The sequence below is a fragment of the Nostoc sp. CENA543 genome (assembly GCF_002896875.1).
In the GTDB taxonomy this organism is placed as follows: Bacteria; Cyanobacteriota; Cyanobacteriia; order Cyanobacteriales; family Nostocaceae; genus Trichormus.
Window position 1 is genome coordinate 5,614,150 of sequence record NZ_CP023278.1, and the last position, 18,368, is coordinate 5,632,517.

Sequence of the window (18,368 nt, forward strand, 5' to 3'; positions counted from 1 at the left end):
AAGATGAGCTTCCCCGTCAAAATTTTCTTTTCCTCGGTACTGATTGGATTAATTTTTTAGGAGACATGGGATGCCAATTGCAGTTGGAATGATTGAGACCAAGGGATTTCCCGCAGTAGTAGAAGCAGCAGACGCAATGGTGAAAGCTGCCCGCGTAACTTTGGTAGGATATGAAAAAATCGGTAGTGCTAGAGTCACCGTCATTGTGCGCGGAGATGTATCTGAGGTACAAGCCTCAGTAGCAGCAGGTATTGAAGCAGCTAGAAGAGTCAATGGTGGCGAAGTTGTCTCAACTCACATCATTGCCCGCCCCCACGAAAACTTAGAATACGTCTTACCGATTCGTTACACGGAAGCTGTGGAACAGTTCCGTACCTAAAAGGCAGAGTTAAAAAAACTCATTAACGGGGTTGCCTTCTTGAGCATTACATACAAGTCCAGAAGCTAAAAAACTTAATTTCAGGAATCAAAGCAAATGTCGATCGCAGTGGGAATGGTAGAAACGCTAGGCTTTCCAGCAGTAGTAGAGGCAGCAGATGCGATGGTGAAAGCTGCCCGTGTAACTTTGGTAGGCTATGAAAAAATCGGTAGTGGACGAGTAACTGTGATTGTCAGAGGCGACGTATCGGAAGTACAAGCCTCAGTAGCAGCAGGTATTGAATCAGTTAAGCGTGTCAACGGCGGACAAGTCCTGTCTACTCACATCATTGCCCGTCCTCATGAGAACTTAGAATACGTCCTCCCAATTCGTTATACCGAAGATGTAGAACAATTCCGGGAAAATGTGAACGCAATTCGTCCCTTCGGTAGAAGACCATAATTAGTAATGCAAATTGCCAAAGTACGTGGCACAGTAGTTAGCACACAGAAAGAGCCTAGTCTTAGAGGTGTGAAGCTACTGTTGTTGCAATTAGTAGATGAAGCAGGCAACCTCCTGCCCAAATACGAGGTAGCAGCAGATAGCGTAGGCGCAGGAGTTGATGAGTGGGTACTCGTAAGTCGTGGTAGTGCGGCGCGTCAAGTACCTGGGAACGAGCAGCGTCCTTTGGATGCAGCAGTCGTGGCGATAATTGATACTATTCACGTAGAAGATCGTCTTATTTACAGCAAGAAAGACCAATACAGGTAGTCAACAGTCAACAGCCAACGGTCAGCTTCCAGTCTTATTGACTATGGACTATGGACTAGAGACTATTACCTAAATTTTAATCAGGAGGAATCTCGCGATGGCAGTCCGCAGCACGGCGGCTCCCCCAACCCCGTGGTCAAGGAGTTTAGCGGAACCCAAAATCCATGAAACCGCATTTGTACACTCTTTTTCCAACATTATTGGGGATGTCTACATAGGTGCAAATGTAATCGTTGCCCCAGGTACTTCAATCAGAGCCGATGAAGGTACACCTTTTTACATTGGTGAAAACACCAATCTTCAAGATGGTGTAGTGATTCATGGTTTGGAGCAAGGCCGAGTCATTGGTGATGATGACCAAGAATATTCAGTGTGGGTGGGCAAAAATGCTTCTATTACCCACATGGCCTTGATTCACGGGCCAGCCTATGTTGGTGATAACTCGTTTATTGGTTTTCGCTCAACGGTATTTAATGCCAGGGTAGGCGCAGGCTGCATTGTGATGATGCACGCTTTAATTCAAGATGTGGAAATTCCCCCTGGAAAATACGTACCCTCTGGTGCGATTATCACCACCCAACAGCAGGCCGATCGCCTCCCCGATGTTCAAGACCAAGACCAAGAATTCGCTCATCACGTCATTGGCATCAACCAGGCTTTGCGGGCAGGATACCTTTGTGCTGCGGATAGTAAGTGTATTGCACCCATTCGCGCGGAAACAGCTAAATCTTATACAAGCAATAAAATTAATGTCATAGAAATAGGAAGGAGTAGTGAAGTGGCAAGCAATAGCCTGGGTGCAGAAACCATCGATCAAGTACGTTACTTATTAGAGCAAGGTTATAAGATTGGCTCAGAACACGTAGATCAAAGAAGATTCCGTACAGGTTCTTGGACAAGTTGCAAACCAATCGAAGCCAGAACAGTACGTGACGCAGTAGCAGCCTTAGAAGCTTGTTTAGCTGACCACAGTGGTGAGTACGTACGTTTATTTGGCATTGACCCCAAGGGCAAACGCCGTGTATTAGAAACCATCATTCAGCGTCCTGATGGTGCAACTGGCTCAACAGCCTTCAAAGCCCCTGCTAGCCGCTCAAATGGTAGCTACAGCAGCAATGGTAATGGTTATAGCAACGGTGCTGCCAGTGGTAAATTACCCGCAGAAACCGTACAGCAAATTAGCCAACTCCTAGCAGGTGGTTACAAAATCGGCACAGAACACGTAGATGAACGCCGCTTCCGTACAGGCTCTTGGAATAGCTGTAAACCCATTGAAGCCAAAACCACAAATGAAGTAGTTTCCGCTTTAGAAGAGTGTATTGATAGCCATCAAGGCGAGTATGTCAGACTGATTGGTATCGATCCTAAAGCGAAACGGCGGATATTAGAAACTATTATTCAACGTCCCAATGGACAGGTAGCACCTGCTAGCACCCAAAAATCAGTAGCAAGTGCGCCATCCGCCACAGCCACAGCCACAGCTACCAGCACAAGATTGAGTGCAGAAGTAGTAGATCAAATCCGGCAAGTTCTCGGTGGTGGTTACAAACTGAGCATTGAACACGTAGACCAAAGAAGATTCCGCACAGGTTCTTGGAGTAGCACCGGCCCCATTGCAGCTACCTCCGAAAGAGAGGCGATCGCAGCCGTAGAAGCTTCCCTAGCTGAATTCGCAGGAGAATACGTGCGCTTAATTGGTATTGACCCCAAAGCCAAGCGGCGGGTGTTAGAAGCAATTATTCAGCGTCCATAATAGTGTTGAGTTGAAAGTGCTGAGTGATGAGTGCTGAGTGGAAAGTGCTGTTAGTGGTAGCGCGGCGTTTAGCCGAGAGTGAGTTAAAAGTGCTTTCAGCAGTAGTGTAGCGTTTAGTGGATGCTGGGCGGTTAGTGCAACTTCAAAGTTATACTAGCCAAGCAACTTGCATATACACTCATTACTTATTGCTCTTAACTCATCACTCAGCACGGGCTAAACGCCCCGCTTCCGCTAACAGCACTTCCTAATGATATTCGGCTTCCGAGGTTAAAATTTCCATGTCTGTGCCGCCACTGCGCCTCCACAACAATTTTGATTCCTACATTAGTGGCGAGGTGACGATTCATCCTAGTGCAGTTATTGCCCCTGGGGTGATACTCCAAGCGGCCGCAAACAGTAAGATTATCATCGGGGCAGGAGTATGTATTGGCATGGGGTCGATTCTCCAAGTTGATGAAGGTACTATCGAAATCGAACCAAGTGTCAGCTTGGGGGCAGGTTTTTTGATGGTTGGTGCAGGCAAAATTGGGATGAATGCCTGTATCGGTGCAGCGACAACGGTGTTTAGTTGTTCTATAGAAGCAGGCACAGTAGTACCACCAGGTTCGATTTTGGGTGATGTTGGTCGGCAAATTAAGGTGCAGGAGCAAGAACCGATACAGCAACCCACAGATAACCCGGAGGCTGCAACTACTCAAAAGCCCAAGGAGCCGGAGAGCAAAGTAATTAGCTCCACTAGCATCTCAGCAGCTTTTGTGGAATTCCACCACCAGTCTACATCTGTACCAGAATCATCAACATTGCCAGAAACTCAATCTGCTACTGTAGAGGAAGAGCAACCTGACTCTACCCAAACACAACTCAGCCCAGAAGATTCAGTATTGGATGAAGCCGCTAGTGCATCTTCTAATAGTTTCGGAACTCAAATCTACGGACAAGGGAGTATTCAAAGACTACTGGTGACATTGTTTCCCCATAGACAGTCCTTAAACAACCCCGTCTCTGACGATAGCTCTGAGTAAGTGTTAATTTGTGAGTATCCTGGAGGATTCACATGGAGACATATAATCAAAGGTCTATTAGCACAAACCAAAGTAGCCGTCGTCAAGAGAGCTTCAAGGATACCGCCCTGGGGTTAGTATCCACCCTTAGTTTCCCGGCGATCGTAGGCACTGCGGACATGATGCTCAAGTCGGCTGGAGTGCATCTAGTCGGCTACGAAAAAATTGGCAGTGGTCATTGTACTGCGATCGTCCGTGGTGGTATAGCGGATGTCCGTCTGGCTGTGGAATCTGGTGTACAAACAGCTGAACAATTTGGTCAATTAGTTTCTAGCCTAGTTATTCCTCGCCCCTTCCCCAACTTAGATGTAGTCTTGCCTATTACCAATAGGCTCAGTCAGTTTATGGAGGAAGGTCAACAAAGCCGCCTCAGCAACCAAGCTATCGGCTTGGTGGAAACTAGGGGCTTCCCCGCAATGGTGGGTGCCTGTGATGCTATGCTGAAGTCAGCAGATGTGCAGCTAGCATCCTATGAAAAAATTGGTGCAGGCTTGTGTACAGCGATTATTCGCGGCTCAGTAGCTAACGTTGCTGTAGCGGTAGAAGCAGGAATGTATGAAGCAGAACGCATCGGGGAATTGAACGCCGTCATGGTTATCCCTCGACCCTTAGATGAATTAGAACACACATTACCAATTGCTAGTTGCTGGATTGAAGAACGCCAACCATTAAAATTGCCAGTAAATATTAGAGAACAAGTTGCAGAAAGGGAAGTGTTAGTATTGCCCGATTTAGTGAAATTACCCGTCAAACTTACTGAGGAAGTATGGAACGATGAATGATGAATTATGAACAACTAAATTGCCTATGAGTATTTAGAAAAATCCTCATTAGTAAATTAGAGTCCAATATTCAGCATTCATCTTGCAGCTGGAAGGCATCTTACGCTTTGCTTGTTGTTTTGATGATAACTTTTCTACACCATAAATAAAATAATTTTCTTCTGATAGGGGGGATAGAGTCTTATCTATAATAAACTCAGAACTTTCGTATGAGTAAAGCTCTATCATTTGCAAGTATTTAGTGATACTAGTTTTAGTATTGATAAATCGCTATTAGAGGAGAATCACCCTTGAACCAAGCGACCCTACACCAGTTAAAAGTGTTCGAGGCAGCAGCTCGACATGGCAGTTTTACTCGTGCTGCGGAGGAGCTATTTCTCACCCAACCTACTGTGTCGATGCAGATTAAGCAACTGACAAAATCCGTAGGTTTGCCCCTATTTGAACAAGTAGGAAAACGTCTATATCTCACAGAAGCAGGAAGAGAATTATTTGCCACCTGTCGGCAAATTTTTGATACTATCGCCCAGTTTGAGATGAAAGTTGCCAACTTAAAAGGTCTTAAACAAGGACAGTTACGTTTGGCAGTAATCACTACAGCAAAATATTTAATTCCCCGGTTATTGGGGCCGTTTTGCCAACTTTATCCCGGCATCGAAATTTCTTTAAAAGTTACCAACCATGAGGGCATTTTAGAGCGGATGGTGAGTAACATGGATGACTTATACATCATGAGTCAAGTGCCAGAAAATTTAGATGTCAATTGTGACCCATTTTTAGACAATCCCTTAGTGGTGTTTGCGCCGCTTAATCATCCTCTAGCTAAAGAAAAAAACATCCCCATTGAACGGTTAGCTAATGAACCGTTTATTATGCGTGAACCAGGTTCAGGAACACGCCGAGCTGTGCAGAGCCTTTTAGACGAACATGATGTGAAAGTCAAAGTTAAACTAGAACTAGGCAGTAACGAAGCTATTAAACAGGCGATCGCCGGTGGTTTAGGAATTTCGGTTTTATCTCGGCATACCCTGTTAACAGATACCGAATTCAGTATTTTAGATGTACAACATTTTCCCATTAAGCGGACTTGGTACATGGTTTACCCAGCAGGTAAACAATTATCGATTATTGCTCAGACTTACTATGATTATTTGCTGGATGCAGCTAAGAAATTTGTAGAGCAAACAGAGCAACATATTGCACCAGATGTCAGTGCAGTCTAATTAGTTGTAGAAAATGATCGCTTTCAGGGGAGAGGAAACAAAATAAGCTGTTGTAGCTTTAATTTGCATCTTAATATTCGCAGGGTGCAGGGTGCAGGGTGCAAGGGAGAGAGTTTACAGCGTAGGGGTTGACGAGATATACCCCCAACCTTAAAAATTAACCAGCAGAGTCATTTAACACAGGAAAAACTGGCAGTGGTTAACCCGGAAACAGCTTCTTGGCAAAAAACAATACAAAGTCAGATTGTATCTGTGACGGTTTACAGTGACAAAGCCCTGATCACAAGACAGGGTAAGATGCTCCTCACAGGTTCAGAACGGGAATTAGTAATTCCTTCCTTGCCAGTGACTCTAGAACCTGAATCCGTCCGTGTGGGTGGTAAAGGTACAGTAGGAGTAAAATTGTTAACTGTAAGTTGCGATCGCATTTATACCACTGAACCAGTCGCCGAAAGAGTAGCCCAGTTAACCAGACAAATTCAACAACTAGAAACCGAAAAACGCCATCTCCAAGCCCAGGTAGATGCTTTAACTCTCCAATCTCAATTTATTGCAGGTTTGCGGGAAAAAACCGAAGAACCCTTTGCCCAAAGCATATCACGGAAAAATCTCAGTCTCAGCGAAACCCTAGATTTTTTGAATTTCTTGGGTAGCCAGTATAGTGAATATGCGATCGCCTCTGCTGAATGTCATAGTCAACAACAAGAACTCGACAAGCAAATTCAAGTCCTGCGTCAATCATTAAAAAACATTCAAACACCCCACTCTCAAGAAAGCTTTAACTTAGTTGTAGGCGTAGAAGTTGCCCAAGCAGGGGAATTTGAGTTAGAGCTATCTTACATGGTTAACCGCGCCAGTTGGCAGCCTTTATATGATTTGCGTTCCCACACCAGTAACAAAACAGTCAATCTCAGCTACTTAGCACAAATCACGCAAAACACTGGCGAAGATTGGCAAGATGTAAGTCTCATCTTATCTACTGCTAAACCAGGTTTAGGTACACTTCCGCCTAAATTAGATCCTTGGTATGTAGATGTAATTGCTCCTCCAGTTTTATCAATGGCAAAACGCAGATTAGCTAGTCCATCCTTGCCAGCGATCGCCCCCAAGGCTGCTATAAATGATGAAGATATGCTCACCCCAGAGGAAGCAGAAGACGAGGTGATTCCAGCAACCAATATGGGGACAGAGGTAGCCAAAGAAGGAAGTATTGTCACCTTTAAACTCCAGGCTGGTGGAAACATCCCTAGTGATGGCGCGCCCCATAAAACCACCATTTTTAATGATGACTATCCTTGTGATTTTCAGTACGTCGCCATGCCCAGATTAGTCAGCTTTGCTTATTTAGAAGCCAGCGTCAAAAATAATCCGCAAGGGGCGACTTTATTGGCAGGTACAGCCAATATTTTCCGCGACGATATGTTTGTTGGGACAACTGAATTAGAAAACGTCTCACCAGGGCAAGAATTTACCCTGAATTTAGGTATTGATGAAGGTTTAAAAATTGAGCGAAATTTAGTTGAACGTCAAGTAGACAAAAAACTAATGGGTAGTCAACGCCGCACAACTTACGCCTATCGATTAGTCATTACTAACTTGCTTAATCAAGAAGCCCATTTAAAGTTAACTGAACAACTACCAATTAGCCGCAACGAGCAAATTAAAATCCGCCTCCTGCTTAGTACCCCAAAAATCCCCGTAGGTGAAATGGGGCTTCTAGAATGGCGTTTAACTATTCCACCCCAACAGAAACAAGAGGTATATTATCAGTTCACTGTTGAGCATCCACCGGAGTTAAAGGTGACGGGATTAGAGATTTGAGTTAGTGGTGAGTGCTGAGTAATGAGTAATGAGTAATGAGTAATGAGTAATGAGTAATGAGTAATGAGTAATGAGTAATGAGTAATGAGTAATGAGTAATGAGTGCTGAGTGCGAAGAAAATTCTACCTTGTCCACTTTGTCCCATGCCCCATGCCCCATGCCCCATGCCCAATACTATAAAATTTGCATAAAATACAGGATATCAGGCTGGACTAAATTATAATATCGGTAAAAATAAACACTGTCATCGCATCAGATGCAGACAATTTATGAGTAGGCTATTAATTAAAGCTGTAGGTTTAGTTCTACTTTTAACCGGTATCTATTTCCTGGCTCAAAACGTCATATTTTTTAGCGGTTATTATTCGTTTTCTCAGAGACTACCGACAACCGCTTCAGTCTTGTCAATGATGGCGGGTGCATTGTCTTTGATATTTTTCCGTCGGGAAACTGGTAATTTGGGCTGGGTTTTGCTGGCTGTTGGTTTTCTGCTGGTGTTTTTAAGTGGGGGAATATTTTTTAAATCTATTAGCTTGTGGAATTTGTTTTTGGCATTTGCGGCTATGGCTGGGGGATGGAAATTATTTAGTGGAGGCAGAATCGACTTTTAGTTTTACTCAACGTCGGTTTTAGTAACTTGCGATCGCCTGAATAATATTCTCCGTTAATAGAATATAAACAATATCATCCCAGCATCTCTTTACAGAATTTAACTATAAAGGCGATCGCGCCACCATCATTCAAACTCTAATTTGTGATATGGTTTGGGTAAACATACCCAATAAGACGAGAAAATTATTATTTATTGGCTACAACCTCAAAATGTTTGGCTAACTTTGAGGCTACTATTACAATGGAGACTATTGAGCAATTGAGGAAAACGAATGACCCAAGTGGTTCTAGGAGAAAATGAAGGAATCGATTCCGCTTTACGTCGATTCAAACGCCAAGTATCTAAGGCTGGTATATTAGCCGATGTTAAGTATCATCGGCACTTTGAAACCCCGTTAGAAAAGCGCAAGCGCAAAGCAGTGGCAGCAAGACGCAAAAGACGTTTTAAATAAACCAAATTGCTTTGGTACGTGTGTTGCTTGAGGAAAATCACCTAGAACAGCAACATTCACTCGCCACTAACTATTTTTGAAAAGAACTAAACAGGATGTGCCGCACCCCAGATGGGGTGTGAGTATATCGCTGTTAGCTTAAATTAGAGTATTCAGGGTATTCGACCCAGATTTTCGATTTGAGATTTTGGATTCAAAGCCAACAACCAATTCAGCAGTTAAAAACTAAATTGGGTGTATCAATTTAGCCGCGCATCAAAACAATTAACTCCTGAACTGGTAGGCAAGGGGGCAGGGGGCAGGGGAGACAGAGTAGACAAGGTAGACAGGAGAGACAAGGTAGAATTTCTTACCCAATGCCCAATGCCCAATGCCCAATGCCTAGTCCCCAATAACAGCAATATTAGACGGAAAAAAGCAGTATTATCGGGAAACTATTCACATTGACGTAATATTAGCGCAACAAAACCGCCATAAACGATATCTAGATTAGTAGTAATTAAATCTACTCTTCTAGAAACCTATGCAAAACCAAGTAAATCAAAAATCTCAAACATTAGATAGTAAACATCATAATTATACACCCTGGAAACAAGCCGCCGCTTCCCTATCACTGGTGTTGCTAGGTTCGGGGATGACTTTAGCTGGTGGTTACATAGCAGGAAATCACCAGCAGTTAGCCAAGAGTGCGTCTAATTTGGCTGTGAGTCGAGTTGATGCAGCACCGCCTTTACCAGCTATCACAGACGCTAATTTCGTCACTCAAGTAGTGCAGCAAGTCGGCCCTGCTGTGGTGAGAATTGAAGCTTCTCGCACTGTCAAAACTTCTTTACCAGACGATTTTAATGATCCTTTTTTCCGTGAGTTCTTCGGTTCTCGCATACCCCAAACTCAAGAAAGAGTACAGCGCGGTACTGGTTCTGGTTTTATTCTTAGCAAAGATGGCAGTATTCTTACTAATGCTCACGTTGTAGATGGTGCTGATAAAGTCAGAGTCATCCTCAAAGATGGACGTAGCTTCCAAGGGAAAGTATTAGGTAAAGACGAATTAACTGATGTTGCAGTTATCAAAATCCAGGCGGAGAACTTACCAACGGTAAAATTGGGTAACTCCGATCAACTACAAACAGGAGAATGGGCGATCGCTATTGGTAATCCTTTAGGCTTAGATAATACAGTCACTACAGGTATCATCAGCGCAACCGGACGTTCTAGTAATCAAATTGGCGCACCAGATAAGCGCGTAGAATACATTCAAACTGATGCAGCGATTAACCCTGGTAACTCTGGCGGCCCCTTACTCAATGCGCGCGGTGAAGTCATTGGGATGAACACAGCCATCATCCAAGGCGCGCAAGGACTCGGTTTTGCTATCCCCATTAAAACAGTAGAACGTATTTCCAACCAATTAATCGCCACTGGTAAGGTAGAACACCCTTACTTGGGTATTCAGATGGTCGGTTTAACACCACAAATCAAGGAAAATATTAACTCTGATCCTGATAATAATTTGAGCGTTGATCAAGATCAAGGCGTTTTAGTAGTCAAAGTTATGCCTAATTCACCAGCAGCGCAAGCCGGAATACGTGCAGGGGATGTGATTCAAAAACTCAATGGTCAATCAGTCGCTGATGCTAACAGTATTCAACGAGCTGTAGAAAATAGTCGAGTTGGTGGACAGTTGCAATTAGAAGTAAAACGCCAAGGTCGCAATCTTAACTTAGCCGTCCGTCCTGGTGCCTTTCCCACAGAGCAATTACAATAGGAAATCTCAGGGAATAGGAATGTAACCCAATGCCCTATTCCCAATTCCCAATTTTTAACGTACTAACAAATATCGTAAACCAATCGCTAACAAAAATATCCCATAGAGTTTTTTCATGGTTTCACTGCTAATAAATGGTTGATTGGCAAACATTGCTCCGAATAGATTACCAATCACTAAACCTATAGCAATAATCACCGCATATTTAATATTAATGTTGCCGCTACGCTGGTAAACAGCTGCGCCTAGAATACCAATAGGTAGGATTTGTGCTGCTATCGACGTACCAGTAGCAAATTTTTGATCCATCCCCATCAATAACACCATTGCTGGCACCATAATTGCACCACCACCAATGCCAAACATTCCACCTGCAACGCCAGCCGCTAATCCAATTAGCAACAATTGAATGAGTAAATTAGACATGGAAAATAGTTAAGTTTTTGTTGACCATATTTATCCTAAATCATTCGTGGTTGACCAGAACTCTGACTTTTTATCATAGTGAGTGATTAGCTGATCAATGCTTGACAATCAAGGGGTGTTATATTAAGTCGATTTTAGATGAAACTATAGCTTTAGGCAGCATCCCATGTACACCTTTGTGGGGGTGATTGACTACTTGAGTAATGCGAAAATTGACGGCTAAACTACATAAAACATAAGCTTCTTCTGGTGATAAATTCAAAAAATTCTTGAGAAAATCAATCATATTGTTAAGGGCTATTTCTAAAGCTGTGTCTAATGTAGGGGCAAATCCCATTGTGATAATATCAGTCGGCGTTTCTGCAATGGGTGTTGTAATGGGTAAATCTTGACGTAATTTAATTTGAATTCGACCATTCATAGAAGTTTCAATGGCGGTGACATTCACTTCCCCATCTCCCTGTGCAGAATGTCCATCACCAATGGAAAATAAACCCCCAGGAACGAAAACAGGTAGAAATAGGCGAGAGCCTGCTTGCAGTTCACGGTTGTCGATGTTACCACCATAATAGCCAGGCGGAATAGACGATCGCTCACTTTCTGGGGTGGCGACACCCAAAATCCCAAAAAAAGGCTTGATGGGAATTTGAATGCCACTCCCAGGGGGAAATTCGGCTATCTTGTTGACTAAATCTAGGGGGATAAACCGTAAAGCAGGTTGCGTGAATTGATTTGGTAACGCTCCCCAGCCGGCACGAATGGCATTAAACCCAACTGGTAAACTAGGTGCGATCGCTTCTAATCTGATTTCTAGAACATCCCCTGGTTTGGCATCTCGGATATAAATTGGCCCTGTGAGTAAATGCGGCCCCGCAGCAATTTTGCGTTCTGAGGGTAAATGTTTGCAGATATCTAAAAATTCAGGGGTGATAAATTCCGGTGGTGCTTGCTCGTAAATGTAGTAACCCGTATAGGTTTCTAAATCAATAGTGTCGCCGGAATTAATAGTTAGTACAGGTTCTAGTAGGTGAGAGAAACCCCCTAAATGCACAGTTGATTTAGTGGCTTTTAAAAAGTGGTGGGTCATTACCGCTAAGTTTTTTGTTCAGTACCATTGGTTAGAATAGCGGGTTTGTAGTGTTTGTAGATATCTATTGATCTCTTAAGTAGTTAGCTATAGAAAATTGAAAATTTACAACTGAAAAATCTTAGGTATATTAATTCAAGACTCCTTAGTTTCATGGCTTGATCATCGCAATCAACTAAGGCAACTACAGTTGAGCCTGATAAAGATTTTTGTTACAAAAACTTCATACTGTATATTTTATTGAAGCAAAACCAAAGTTTTGTTTAAATTATTCCTGAAATAAATATTTATAGGATAAGAAAAGTGACAATCACTACTATTTAGCCCAGAGGATAAAAGTGTTTTTACTTACGTATGATTGGAGCTTAGTTTATCTTTTAGCTCAAAGCGACTCCGGTTCTGGAGAAACTGCTGGCAGCTTATTTGGTTTATTATTTGGCTTATTTGGTTACATTTTCGGTTCTTATTGCTTCTACAGAATTTATCAAAAACTGGGAGAGGCAAACGCTTGGTTTGCTTGGGTTCCTATTCTCAATACCTGGATCATGCTAAAAGCAGGCGATCAGTCTCCCTGGTGGATAATTGGACTTTTTATACCACTTGTAAATTTTGTGGCTTTAATTTTTTTAATTATCGCCTTTGTCAACATTGTCAAGAAGTTAGGGAAAAATCCTTGGCTAATTTTGTTAATGATTATTCCCATCGTTAACTTTGTGATTTTATACAACTTCGCTTTTGGTTAATTAATTAACTAAATCAATAGGATCATAAGGAATTAAAATATTTAAGTATCAAAACGCCAATAATAAATACCTAAATTTTAATTCCTTATAAATTTCCATTACTTAGTCTTAGTTAGCCAGAAGTTTTGGGAATTGCTGCTGTAATTTGACGTAGCATCATCACTTGCCAGTAAGGAACAGGAGCAAGTAAAACAGTCCCAGTCCCCTCAAAAGTATTGACTAAAAACTCTCCAGAAGTCATTGAACCTAAGAGAGATTTAGTAGCTTTTTCTACGCGATAATTGATGTTACTTGTACGAGCGATCGCAAAATTTCCATCCACTACTAATCGTTCATTTCGCAAGTTAACTATCTCTACAGGGCCTTGCGCCACCATCACAACTTTGCCTCTCCCTTTAACTTTGGTTTGAAACAAACCTTCGCCACCAATTAAACCAGATACTAACTTATTTCGCTCCACTCCCACTTCAATATTGCCATCACTCGCCCAATAAGCACCACTGTCTAATATCCATTCATTTCCATCTAATTCTAAAATGTGATATCCAGACAAGGACGGCTCTAAATATAATTCGCCTGTACCTGTATAAGTGGGGCGAAAAATGTTTTCTCCCGTAGCTAGAGATTTAAGAAATCCTCCGGCTGAGGGGGCTTTTGATTGCATGGTAATATTTCCACGCATATAGTACATTGCGCCCGATTCAGTCCGCACTGTTTCGTTTTGTAAAACCACTTTCACTAAACGTAAACTTTCCCGTTCAATAATTTCAAAACTTGCCATTGCACTTTCCTGATTTTACAAATGTTGCAAAATGCACCTATATTTCTGGCATTTATTTTTGCTAATGGCAAGTCAGATTTTCGGATTTTATAATCCTTAAGGACTTTTCAAACAACCTCTTAAGCTTTATATTGACGAATCAACTCTAAAGTTTCTCAGATAATACCCCTTGTTCCCAATCTTGTTTAAATTGCTGAAGCCTGGAATACATCTCTTGAGTGAGACTTTCTACTTTTTGGTCACTACTCAAAATAGGGTGTACGGTTTTTGTAATATTCAATAATTGTGATGCAGATTCCTTTTGTCTGAACCAATCACGAGCTAGCCTTAAAGGGGATAGAATGTCTATTTTTTGCCGGGGATGATGTAAACGGTCTATATATGATGGCTTATATTCCACATCAATGGACTGACACCAATCTTGCCATTTGGATAGCAAGATAGTAGAGTGTGAAATCACCGGAATCCAAGGTATACGAAAAGCATCGGCAATGATAGCACCGTGCATTGCTTCTGCAAGTATGACTTCGCTTTGGCTAATACAAGACAAAACCTTTTCTCTTGACCAGTGTGGGTCAATATATCCAAATCCCAATCTTTCGCAAACTAAACGCCAACCTTCCCCAGCCGTTTTATGATGTGGTATATAAGAGTATTTATAAGATTTTTTACTGTTGTCGAAATTATAGATTTTTCTGATTAAAATCGCCCCATCTGTGAGGGCAAATTTACTATCAATACCTAATGTTTTAGCTGATAGCGGCCCACGGACACAATAAATTTTATAAGAATCATCTAGCTGGAGTGTTCCCTGTCCGTAGCCTACCCCTGTACCGAATACCACACGGAACCGAGCATTATTTGTCCTCTGTGACAATCTATCATTAAGGAGAGTACCTATACCTATAAAAGCTGAACTTTCATCATTATCTAATACTCCCGGAATCAACTCATCCCACAGCCAGTTATTTAGTTGATCGCCAAAGTTATTTTCTTGATAATAAAACAGTTTCATAGGTTTTCTTGGTAATTATGTGAATAGCTGATGGCAAATAACAAATATAGCCAAAAGATGAGTTAAAGTTAACCATTTCATCTTTTGGCTATAATTTGGATATTCTAAGATAAGGAATCTAAATCTAGAGATTGCATTCCTTGTTCTTTTGCAAAAACCAGCATACTTCCCAATTGCAACCAAACTAATAAACAAGTAAGCAGACTCATCGGTAAACCAATTCCTAAAGCCAAAAGCTGAGGAAATCCGAATATTTCTAAACCTGATGAGAGAAATAAACAAACTCCTACAGTAATGCCCAGAAAAGGTACAGATAAAATTTGCTTAAATGCCGAATTATTAGGGGAGTTTTCTGTACTATTAATTTGCCATTTCTGAACAATTGCCTTCAACGTCCCAGATAAAGCTAGACCAGAAGTGACAGACATAAATAAGCCGAAGAACAGCAGAAAATAGGGTGGTTGTAATGAGTAATAGTACATGAAAACTACCAGTGGATATTAAAAAATGAATGGTCTAATTAAAACACTAAAAACCGTTAATTTTCAATTTTGATTTGCTGATTTGGGGTCAATCAAGAAGGCTAAATTGGCAGCCTTCGGTAGGATAGCTGCGACCCCTTCTCTGGAGAAATTGGTTAATAACCCGATCGCCACATTGAAAAGACGGTCGGGTTGCAGGTCATCTTTCACTAATGACCACAGGCGTTGCACTTCTTCGGTATGCAGACGATCATCCTCTGTCAAGGCTAAGACTAACTGACGACGGAGGAATTTACCTTCGTCAGATAAAAGATACTGCAAACCCATCTGTGCTGTCGGTAAGACATCAAAATTGCTATCGGTACGAGCGATCGCAATTAAGTTTTCTAGTCGTTGCCACTGGAATTTACCATCTCTAAACAACACATTCAGTAATCGCCGTCTGAGTTCTGGTGATTCTCCTGTGAGTAATCGTCTCGCCACATAAGGATGACCCACCTCCACAATTTTGAAATTGCGATTCAGACTGAGGGCGATTCCTTCCTGTGTCACTAGAGAACGGATAATCAAGGCAAATTTAGCCGGGACGCGAAACGGATATTCATACATCAGTTCCGAAAACTCATCAGTGATGGTTTTAAAGTTGAAGTCCCCGACGTTTTTCCCAATAGCGTTACCCAACACCGCCTCCAAAGCTGGGACAATGGGACAAATATTAGTCTCTGGAGTCAAAAAACCCAGTTTGACAAAATCTGTCGCTAGATCGTCGTAGTCTTGATTGACTAGATGCACTACTGCATCTACGAGGGTTTCTTTGGTGGTTTCTTCTAGCTGATCCATCATGCCAAAGTCAATGTAAGCCATGCGACCATCGGGCATAGCAAACAAATTCCCTGGGTGGGGGTCAGCGTGAAAGAATCCGTATTCTAGTAACTGTTGTAGTCCCGATGTCACCCCGATGCGGATAATAGCTTCTGGATCTAAGCCGGCTTCCCGAATTTTGGCTGTATCCGTCAATTTAAAGCCGTTAATCCACTCCAAGGTTAAAACTCGGCTGCTAGTGTATCGCCAATAAATAGTGGGGACTTTGACTTGTGGATCATTGCGGAAATTGTGGGCAAATTTTTCCGCGTTGCGTCCTTCATTGAGATAATCGATTTCTTCAAATAACTTAGTACCGAACTCGTCCACAATCAATGTGAGATCGTGACCCAGATTTAATGGTAGCCAGGGAGCTAACCAAGCAGCCAACCAGCGCATTAAGTGTAGGTCAAGGGTGAGAATGGGACGCAGGTTTGGACGCTGTACCTTGACGGCGACTTCTTCACCACTGTGTAAACGCCCTTTGTAGACTTGACCCAAACTAGCCGCAGCTACGGGAGTGGGGGAAAGTTCGCTGAATACTTCAGAAATGGGCTTACCTAATTCAGTGGTGATAATGCGATGCGCGATCGCATTATCAAACGCTGGGAGTTTATCTTGGAGTTTGATCAGTTCGTCTAAGAAATCTTTGCGAATTAAATCAGGACGGGTGGAAAGAGCTTGACCAACTTTAATAAATGTTGGGCCGAGTTTCGTGAGCAATTCTCTTAACTGAGTCGCACGTTTTTCTCGGTTTTGTTCAGCCCGATTTTGCCATTCATCCCATTTCAAACCGAAAATAAAGGTGGCAAAAGACCAACTGATTTTGAATAAACGACCCCAAACTAACCAAGGACGGTAGCGATAGTAACGAGCGATTGTGTCTGGACTGTAGCGTTTTAGCTGACCAGGTTGATACTGACCCACGCCTTTTTTTGCCTCTTCTACTACTACGGGAAAATGAAAATTTAATCTTTTCTTCAGATTTTCAGTTGTTCAATAACTGAAGTATAAGTAATTTTTGATACACATAAAAATACAATGACACAATAACAGTTAGCCAACAACTTTGACTTTGCTAAGTTATTTGTATCTTTACTCTTAATTATACTTTATAAAAGTACAGAAAATTTCTGTTCGTTGTGATTCATCCGCAATAAACGGGAATTGTATAATCAAAGACTTTGTTCCCTTGATGTAGTGATTACGGACTAGTTTTCATGAAATTAATTACAATCTTCACTAATCGCCGATGGCGGTTACGTATCTTTGCGGTTGCTACTAGTTTAATAGCTACCCTATTACTTACGCAAGTTGTCACACCCTCACAAACTCTGACGCGAGATAAATATCTGTGGCCATTTGCCCCCACCTCGATTTGGAATATGCCCATAGGCTCAGGCGCACGCTACAAACCTGCATATATTCAAAAGGCATATTGGGCAGGTGCAGACACCATTCATCTATACAAACTCAAAGCGAGTGATCCTTTGCGTTCCGTGTACGCCCCTGGGAGTTGGGAAGTGAGATGTTCAGGGACAAGGAAGACCACTATTTCCGTTTTGCCTGTTCCCGATAGCTTAATAGTCCCTGATACCGTTGACACATCCACACCTAACAACAGCTCCGCCTTTTTGATGCCGGATGGTAGAACCATACAACAACTCAATCCCTTAGCACGTTGTCAAAAGAGCGGGCCAGTATACGGTTATGCTCACAGTAAACCCGTTGATATTTATGGTGACGGTATTACTGGTTCACACGGTGGCTCTGGTCTTTCTGCCATTGGTGGCACAATTCGCAAAGGTGAATTAATTGGCAGTCAACCAATTCGGCACGCCTTGAAAGTTTTGTTGGATAGTAAAAAATACTACTATTATTCTCAGTCTATTCCCGGTTATCGATGGCCAGCAGACCGAGCAGATCAGGTAGCCCCCACAGACTATAAAGGCAGAAACCCAGCTTTAGTGATGGGGTCTTTACTAGCGATACCATCTTGGGTGACAGAAGCCAGCTTAAACTTGCAAACACCAGCCGCGAAAAAGCTATTTTATGCTCTGCAAAATTACGGTGCATATGTAGTTGATAACGCTGGATGGGATTGTCACTACATAGCGGTAGAAAAAGGGGTAAATGAAGAGTTTAAACAGATCTATGGTTACAGCATGGTAGGCAAAGATGGGCGATTTTATGAAGATTTTATGCGCCTATTTCAAGCACTGTACATTGTTGATAACAATAGTCCCATTAGTATAGGCGGCGGTGGGGTGAGACGCGTGGCTTTAGCCCCACCGATTGGGAACTAGATTGGGGATTGGGGATTGGGGACTGGGAAGATGGGGAAGTGTGGGGAGTGTGGGGAGTGTGGGGG

At 42.4% G+C, this 18,368-nt stretch carries 19 protein-coding genes; 13 read left to right on the forward strand and 6 right to left on the reverse strand.

Annotated elements, in window-relative coordinates; genetic code table 11:
* Positions 1 to 70 precede the first annotated feature (70 nt).
* From CLI64_RS23425 to CLI64_RS23485, 11 genes are all read left to right on the forward strand, one after another.
* Entirely contained in the window at positions 71 to 379 is a 309-nt protein-coding gene (locus tag CLI64_RS23425) for a carbon dioxide-concentrating mechanism protein CcmK (protein ID WP_010995042.1), read from the forward strand.
* A 96-nt stretch (positions 380 to 475) separates the two neighbouring features.
* The gene (locus CLI64_RS23430) at positions 476 to 820 is read left to right on the forward strand and encodes a carbon dioxide-concentrating mechanism protein CcmK (RefSeq protein WP_009457332.1); all 345 of its coding nucleotides are present in this window, start codon (positions 476 to 478) and stop codon (positions 818 to 820) included.
* Between the two features lie 6 nt (positions 821 to 826).
* Complete coding sequence (locus CLI64_RS23435; protein WP_103139475.1) at positions 827 to 1,129, forward strand: EutN/CcmL family microcompartment protein; 303 nt, start codon at positions 827 to 829, stop codon at positions 1,127 to 1,129.
* A 97-nt stretch (positions 1,130 to 1,226) separates the two neighbouring features.
* Entirely contained in the window at positions 1,227 to 2,882 is a 1,656-nt protein-coding gene (locus CLI64_RS23440; protein ID WP_103139476.1) for a ribulose bisphosphate carboxylase small subunit, read from the forward strand.
* Between the two features lie 281 nt (positions 2,883 to 3,163).
* A complete protein-coding gene (locus tag CLI64_RS23445) occupies positions 3,164 to 3,907 on the forward strand; it encodes a transferase (RefSeq protein WP_103139477.1) in 744 nt (247 codons plus the stop codon).
* A gap of 32 nt (positions 3,908 to 3,939) precedes the next feature.
* Complete coding sequence (locus tag CLI64_RS23450; protein WP_103139478.1) at positions 3,940 to 4,728, forward strand: carbon dioxide-concentrating mechanism protein CcmK; 789 nt, start codon at positions 3,940 to 3,942, stop codon at positions 4,726 to 4,728.
* A gap of 290 nt (positions 4,729 to 5,018) precedes the next feature.
* Positions 5,019 to 5,951 carry a LysR family transcriptional regulator gene (locus tag CLI64_RS23455; protein WP_103139479.1) on the forward strand — a complete coding sequence of 311 codons (933 nt, stop codon included), beginning with the start codon at positions 5,019 to 5,021 and terminating at the stop codon, positions 5,949 to 5,951.
* Positions 5,952 to 6,146: 195 nt separating this feature from the next.
* The gene (locus tag CLI64_RS23460) at positions 6,147 to 7,772 is read left to right on the forward strand and encodes a mucoidy inhibitor MuiA family protein (protein ID WP_103139480.1); all 1,626 of its coding nucleotides are present in this window, start codon (positions 6,147 to 6,149) and stop codon (positions 7,770 to 7,772) included.
* Between the two features lie 270 nt (positions 7,773 to 8,042).
* Entirely contained in the window at positions 8,043 to 8,384 is a 342-nt protein-coding gene (locus tag CLI64_RS23470) for a hypothetical protein (RefSeq protein ID WP_103139482.1), read from the forward strand.
* A gap of 273 nt (positions 8,385 to 8,657) precedes the next feature.
* Complete coding sequence (gene rpsU, locus CLI64_RS23475) at positions 8,658 to 8,837, forward strand: 30S ribosomal protein S21 (protein ID WP_008226419.1); 180 nt, start codon at positions 8,658 to 8,660, stop codon at positions 8,835 to 8,837.
* Between the two features lie 523 nt (positions 8,838 to 9,360).
* Positions 9,361 to 10,602 carry an HhoA/HhoB/HtrA family serine endopeptidase gene (locus CLI64_RS23485; protein ID WP_103139484.1) on the forward strand — a complete coding sequence of 414 codons (1,242 nt, stop codon included), beginning with the start codon at positions 9,361 to 9,363 and terminating at the stop codon, positions 10,600 to 10,602.
* A gap of 54 nt (positions 10,603 to 10,656) precedes the next feature.
* On the opposite strand, the gene CLI64_RS23490 is transcribed toward CLI64_RS23485, so the two are convergent.
* The gene (locus CLI64_RS23490) at positions 10,657 to 11,028 is read right to left on the reverse strand and encodes a sulfite exporter TauE/SafE family protein (protein WP_103139485.1); all 372 of its coding nucleotides are present in this window, start codon (positions 11,026 to 11,028) and stop codon (positions 10,657 to 10,659) included.
* Between the two features lie 118 nt (positions 11,029 to 11,146).
* Positions 11,147 to 12,115 carry an acetamidase/formamidase family protein gene (locus tag CLI64_RS23495; RefSeq protein ID WP_103139486.1) on the reverse strand — a complete coding sequence of 323 codons (969 nt, stop codon included), beginning with the start codon at positions 12,113 to 12,115 and terminating at the stop codon, positions 11,147 to 11,149.
* Positions 12,116 to 12,453: 338 nt separating this feature from the next.
* Here CLI64_RS23495 and CLI64_RS23500 point away from each other — a divergent pair, with 338 nt between their 5' ends.
* Positions 12,454 to 12,858 carry a DUF5684 domain-containing protein gene (locus tag CLI64_RS23500; protein WP_103139487.1) on the forward strand — a complete coding sequence of 135 codons (405 nt, stop codon included), beginning with the start codon at positions 12,454 to 12,456 and terminating at the stop codon, positions 12,856 to 12,858.
* Between the two features lie 112 nt (positions 12,859 to 12,970).
* Here the strand turns inward: CLI64_RS23500 and CLI64_RS23505 are convergent, their stop codons facing one another.
* The 4 genes from CLI64_RS23505 to CLI64_RS23520 form a co-directional block, all read right to left on the reverse strand.
* On the reverse strand, positions 12,971 to 13,639 hold the full coding sequence (locus CLI64_RS23505) for an AIM24 family protein (protein WP_103139488.1): 669 nt from the start codon (positions 13,637 to 13,639) through the stop codon (positions 12,971 to 12,973).
* Positions 13,640 to 13,784: 145 nt separating this feature from the next.
* Positions 13,785 to 14,654: a polysaccharide pyruvyl transferase family protein gene (locus CLI64_RS23510; protein WP_103139489.1), complete on the reverse strand. Its 870-nt coding sequence runs from the start codon at positions 14,652 to 14,654 to the stop codon at positions 13,785 to 13,787.
* Positions 14,655 to 14,758: 104 nt separating this feature from the next.
* The gene (locus tag CLI64_RS23515) at positions 14,759 to 15,136 is read right to left on the reverse strand and encodes a hypothetical protein (RefSeq protein WP_103139490.1); all 378 of its coding nucleotides are present in this window, start codon (positions 15,134 to 15,136) and stop codon (positions 14,759 to 14,761) included.
* A gap of 63 nt (positions 15,137 to 15,199) precedes the next feature.
* Entirely contained in the window at positions 15,200 to 16,924 is a 1,725-nt protein-coding gene (locus tag CLI64_RS23520; protein ID WP_103139491.1) for an AarF/ABC1/UbiB kinase family protein, read from the reverse strand.
* 293 nt (positions 16,925 to 17,217) lie between these two features.
* On the opposite strand from CLI64_RS23520, the gene CLI64_RS23525 reads away from it, so the two are divergent.
* Positions 17,218 to 18,303, forward strand: a complete 1,086-nt coding sequence (locus CLI64_RS23525; protein WP_103139492.1) for a hypothetical protein — start codon at positions 17,218 to 17,220, stop codon at positions 18,301 to 18,303.
* Positions 18,304 to 18,368: the final 65 nt, after the last annotated feature.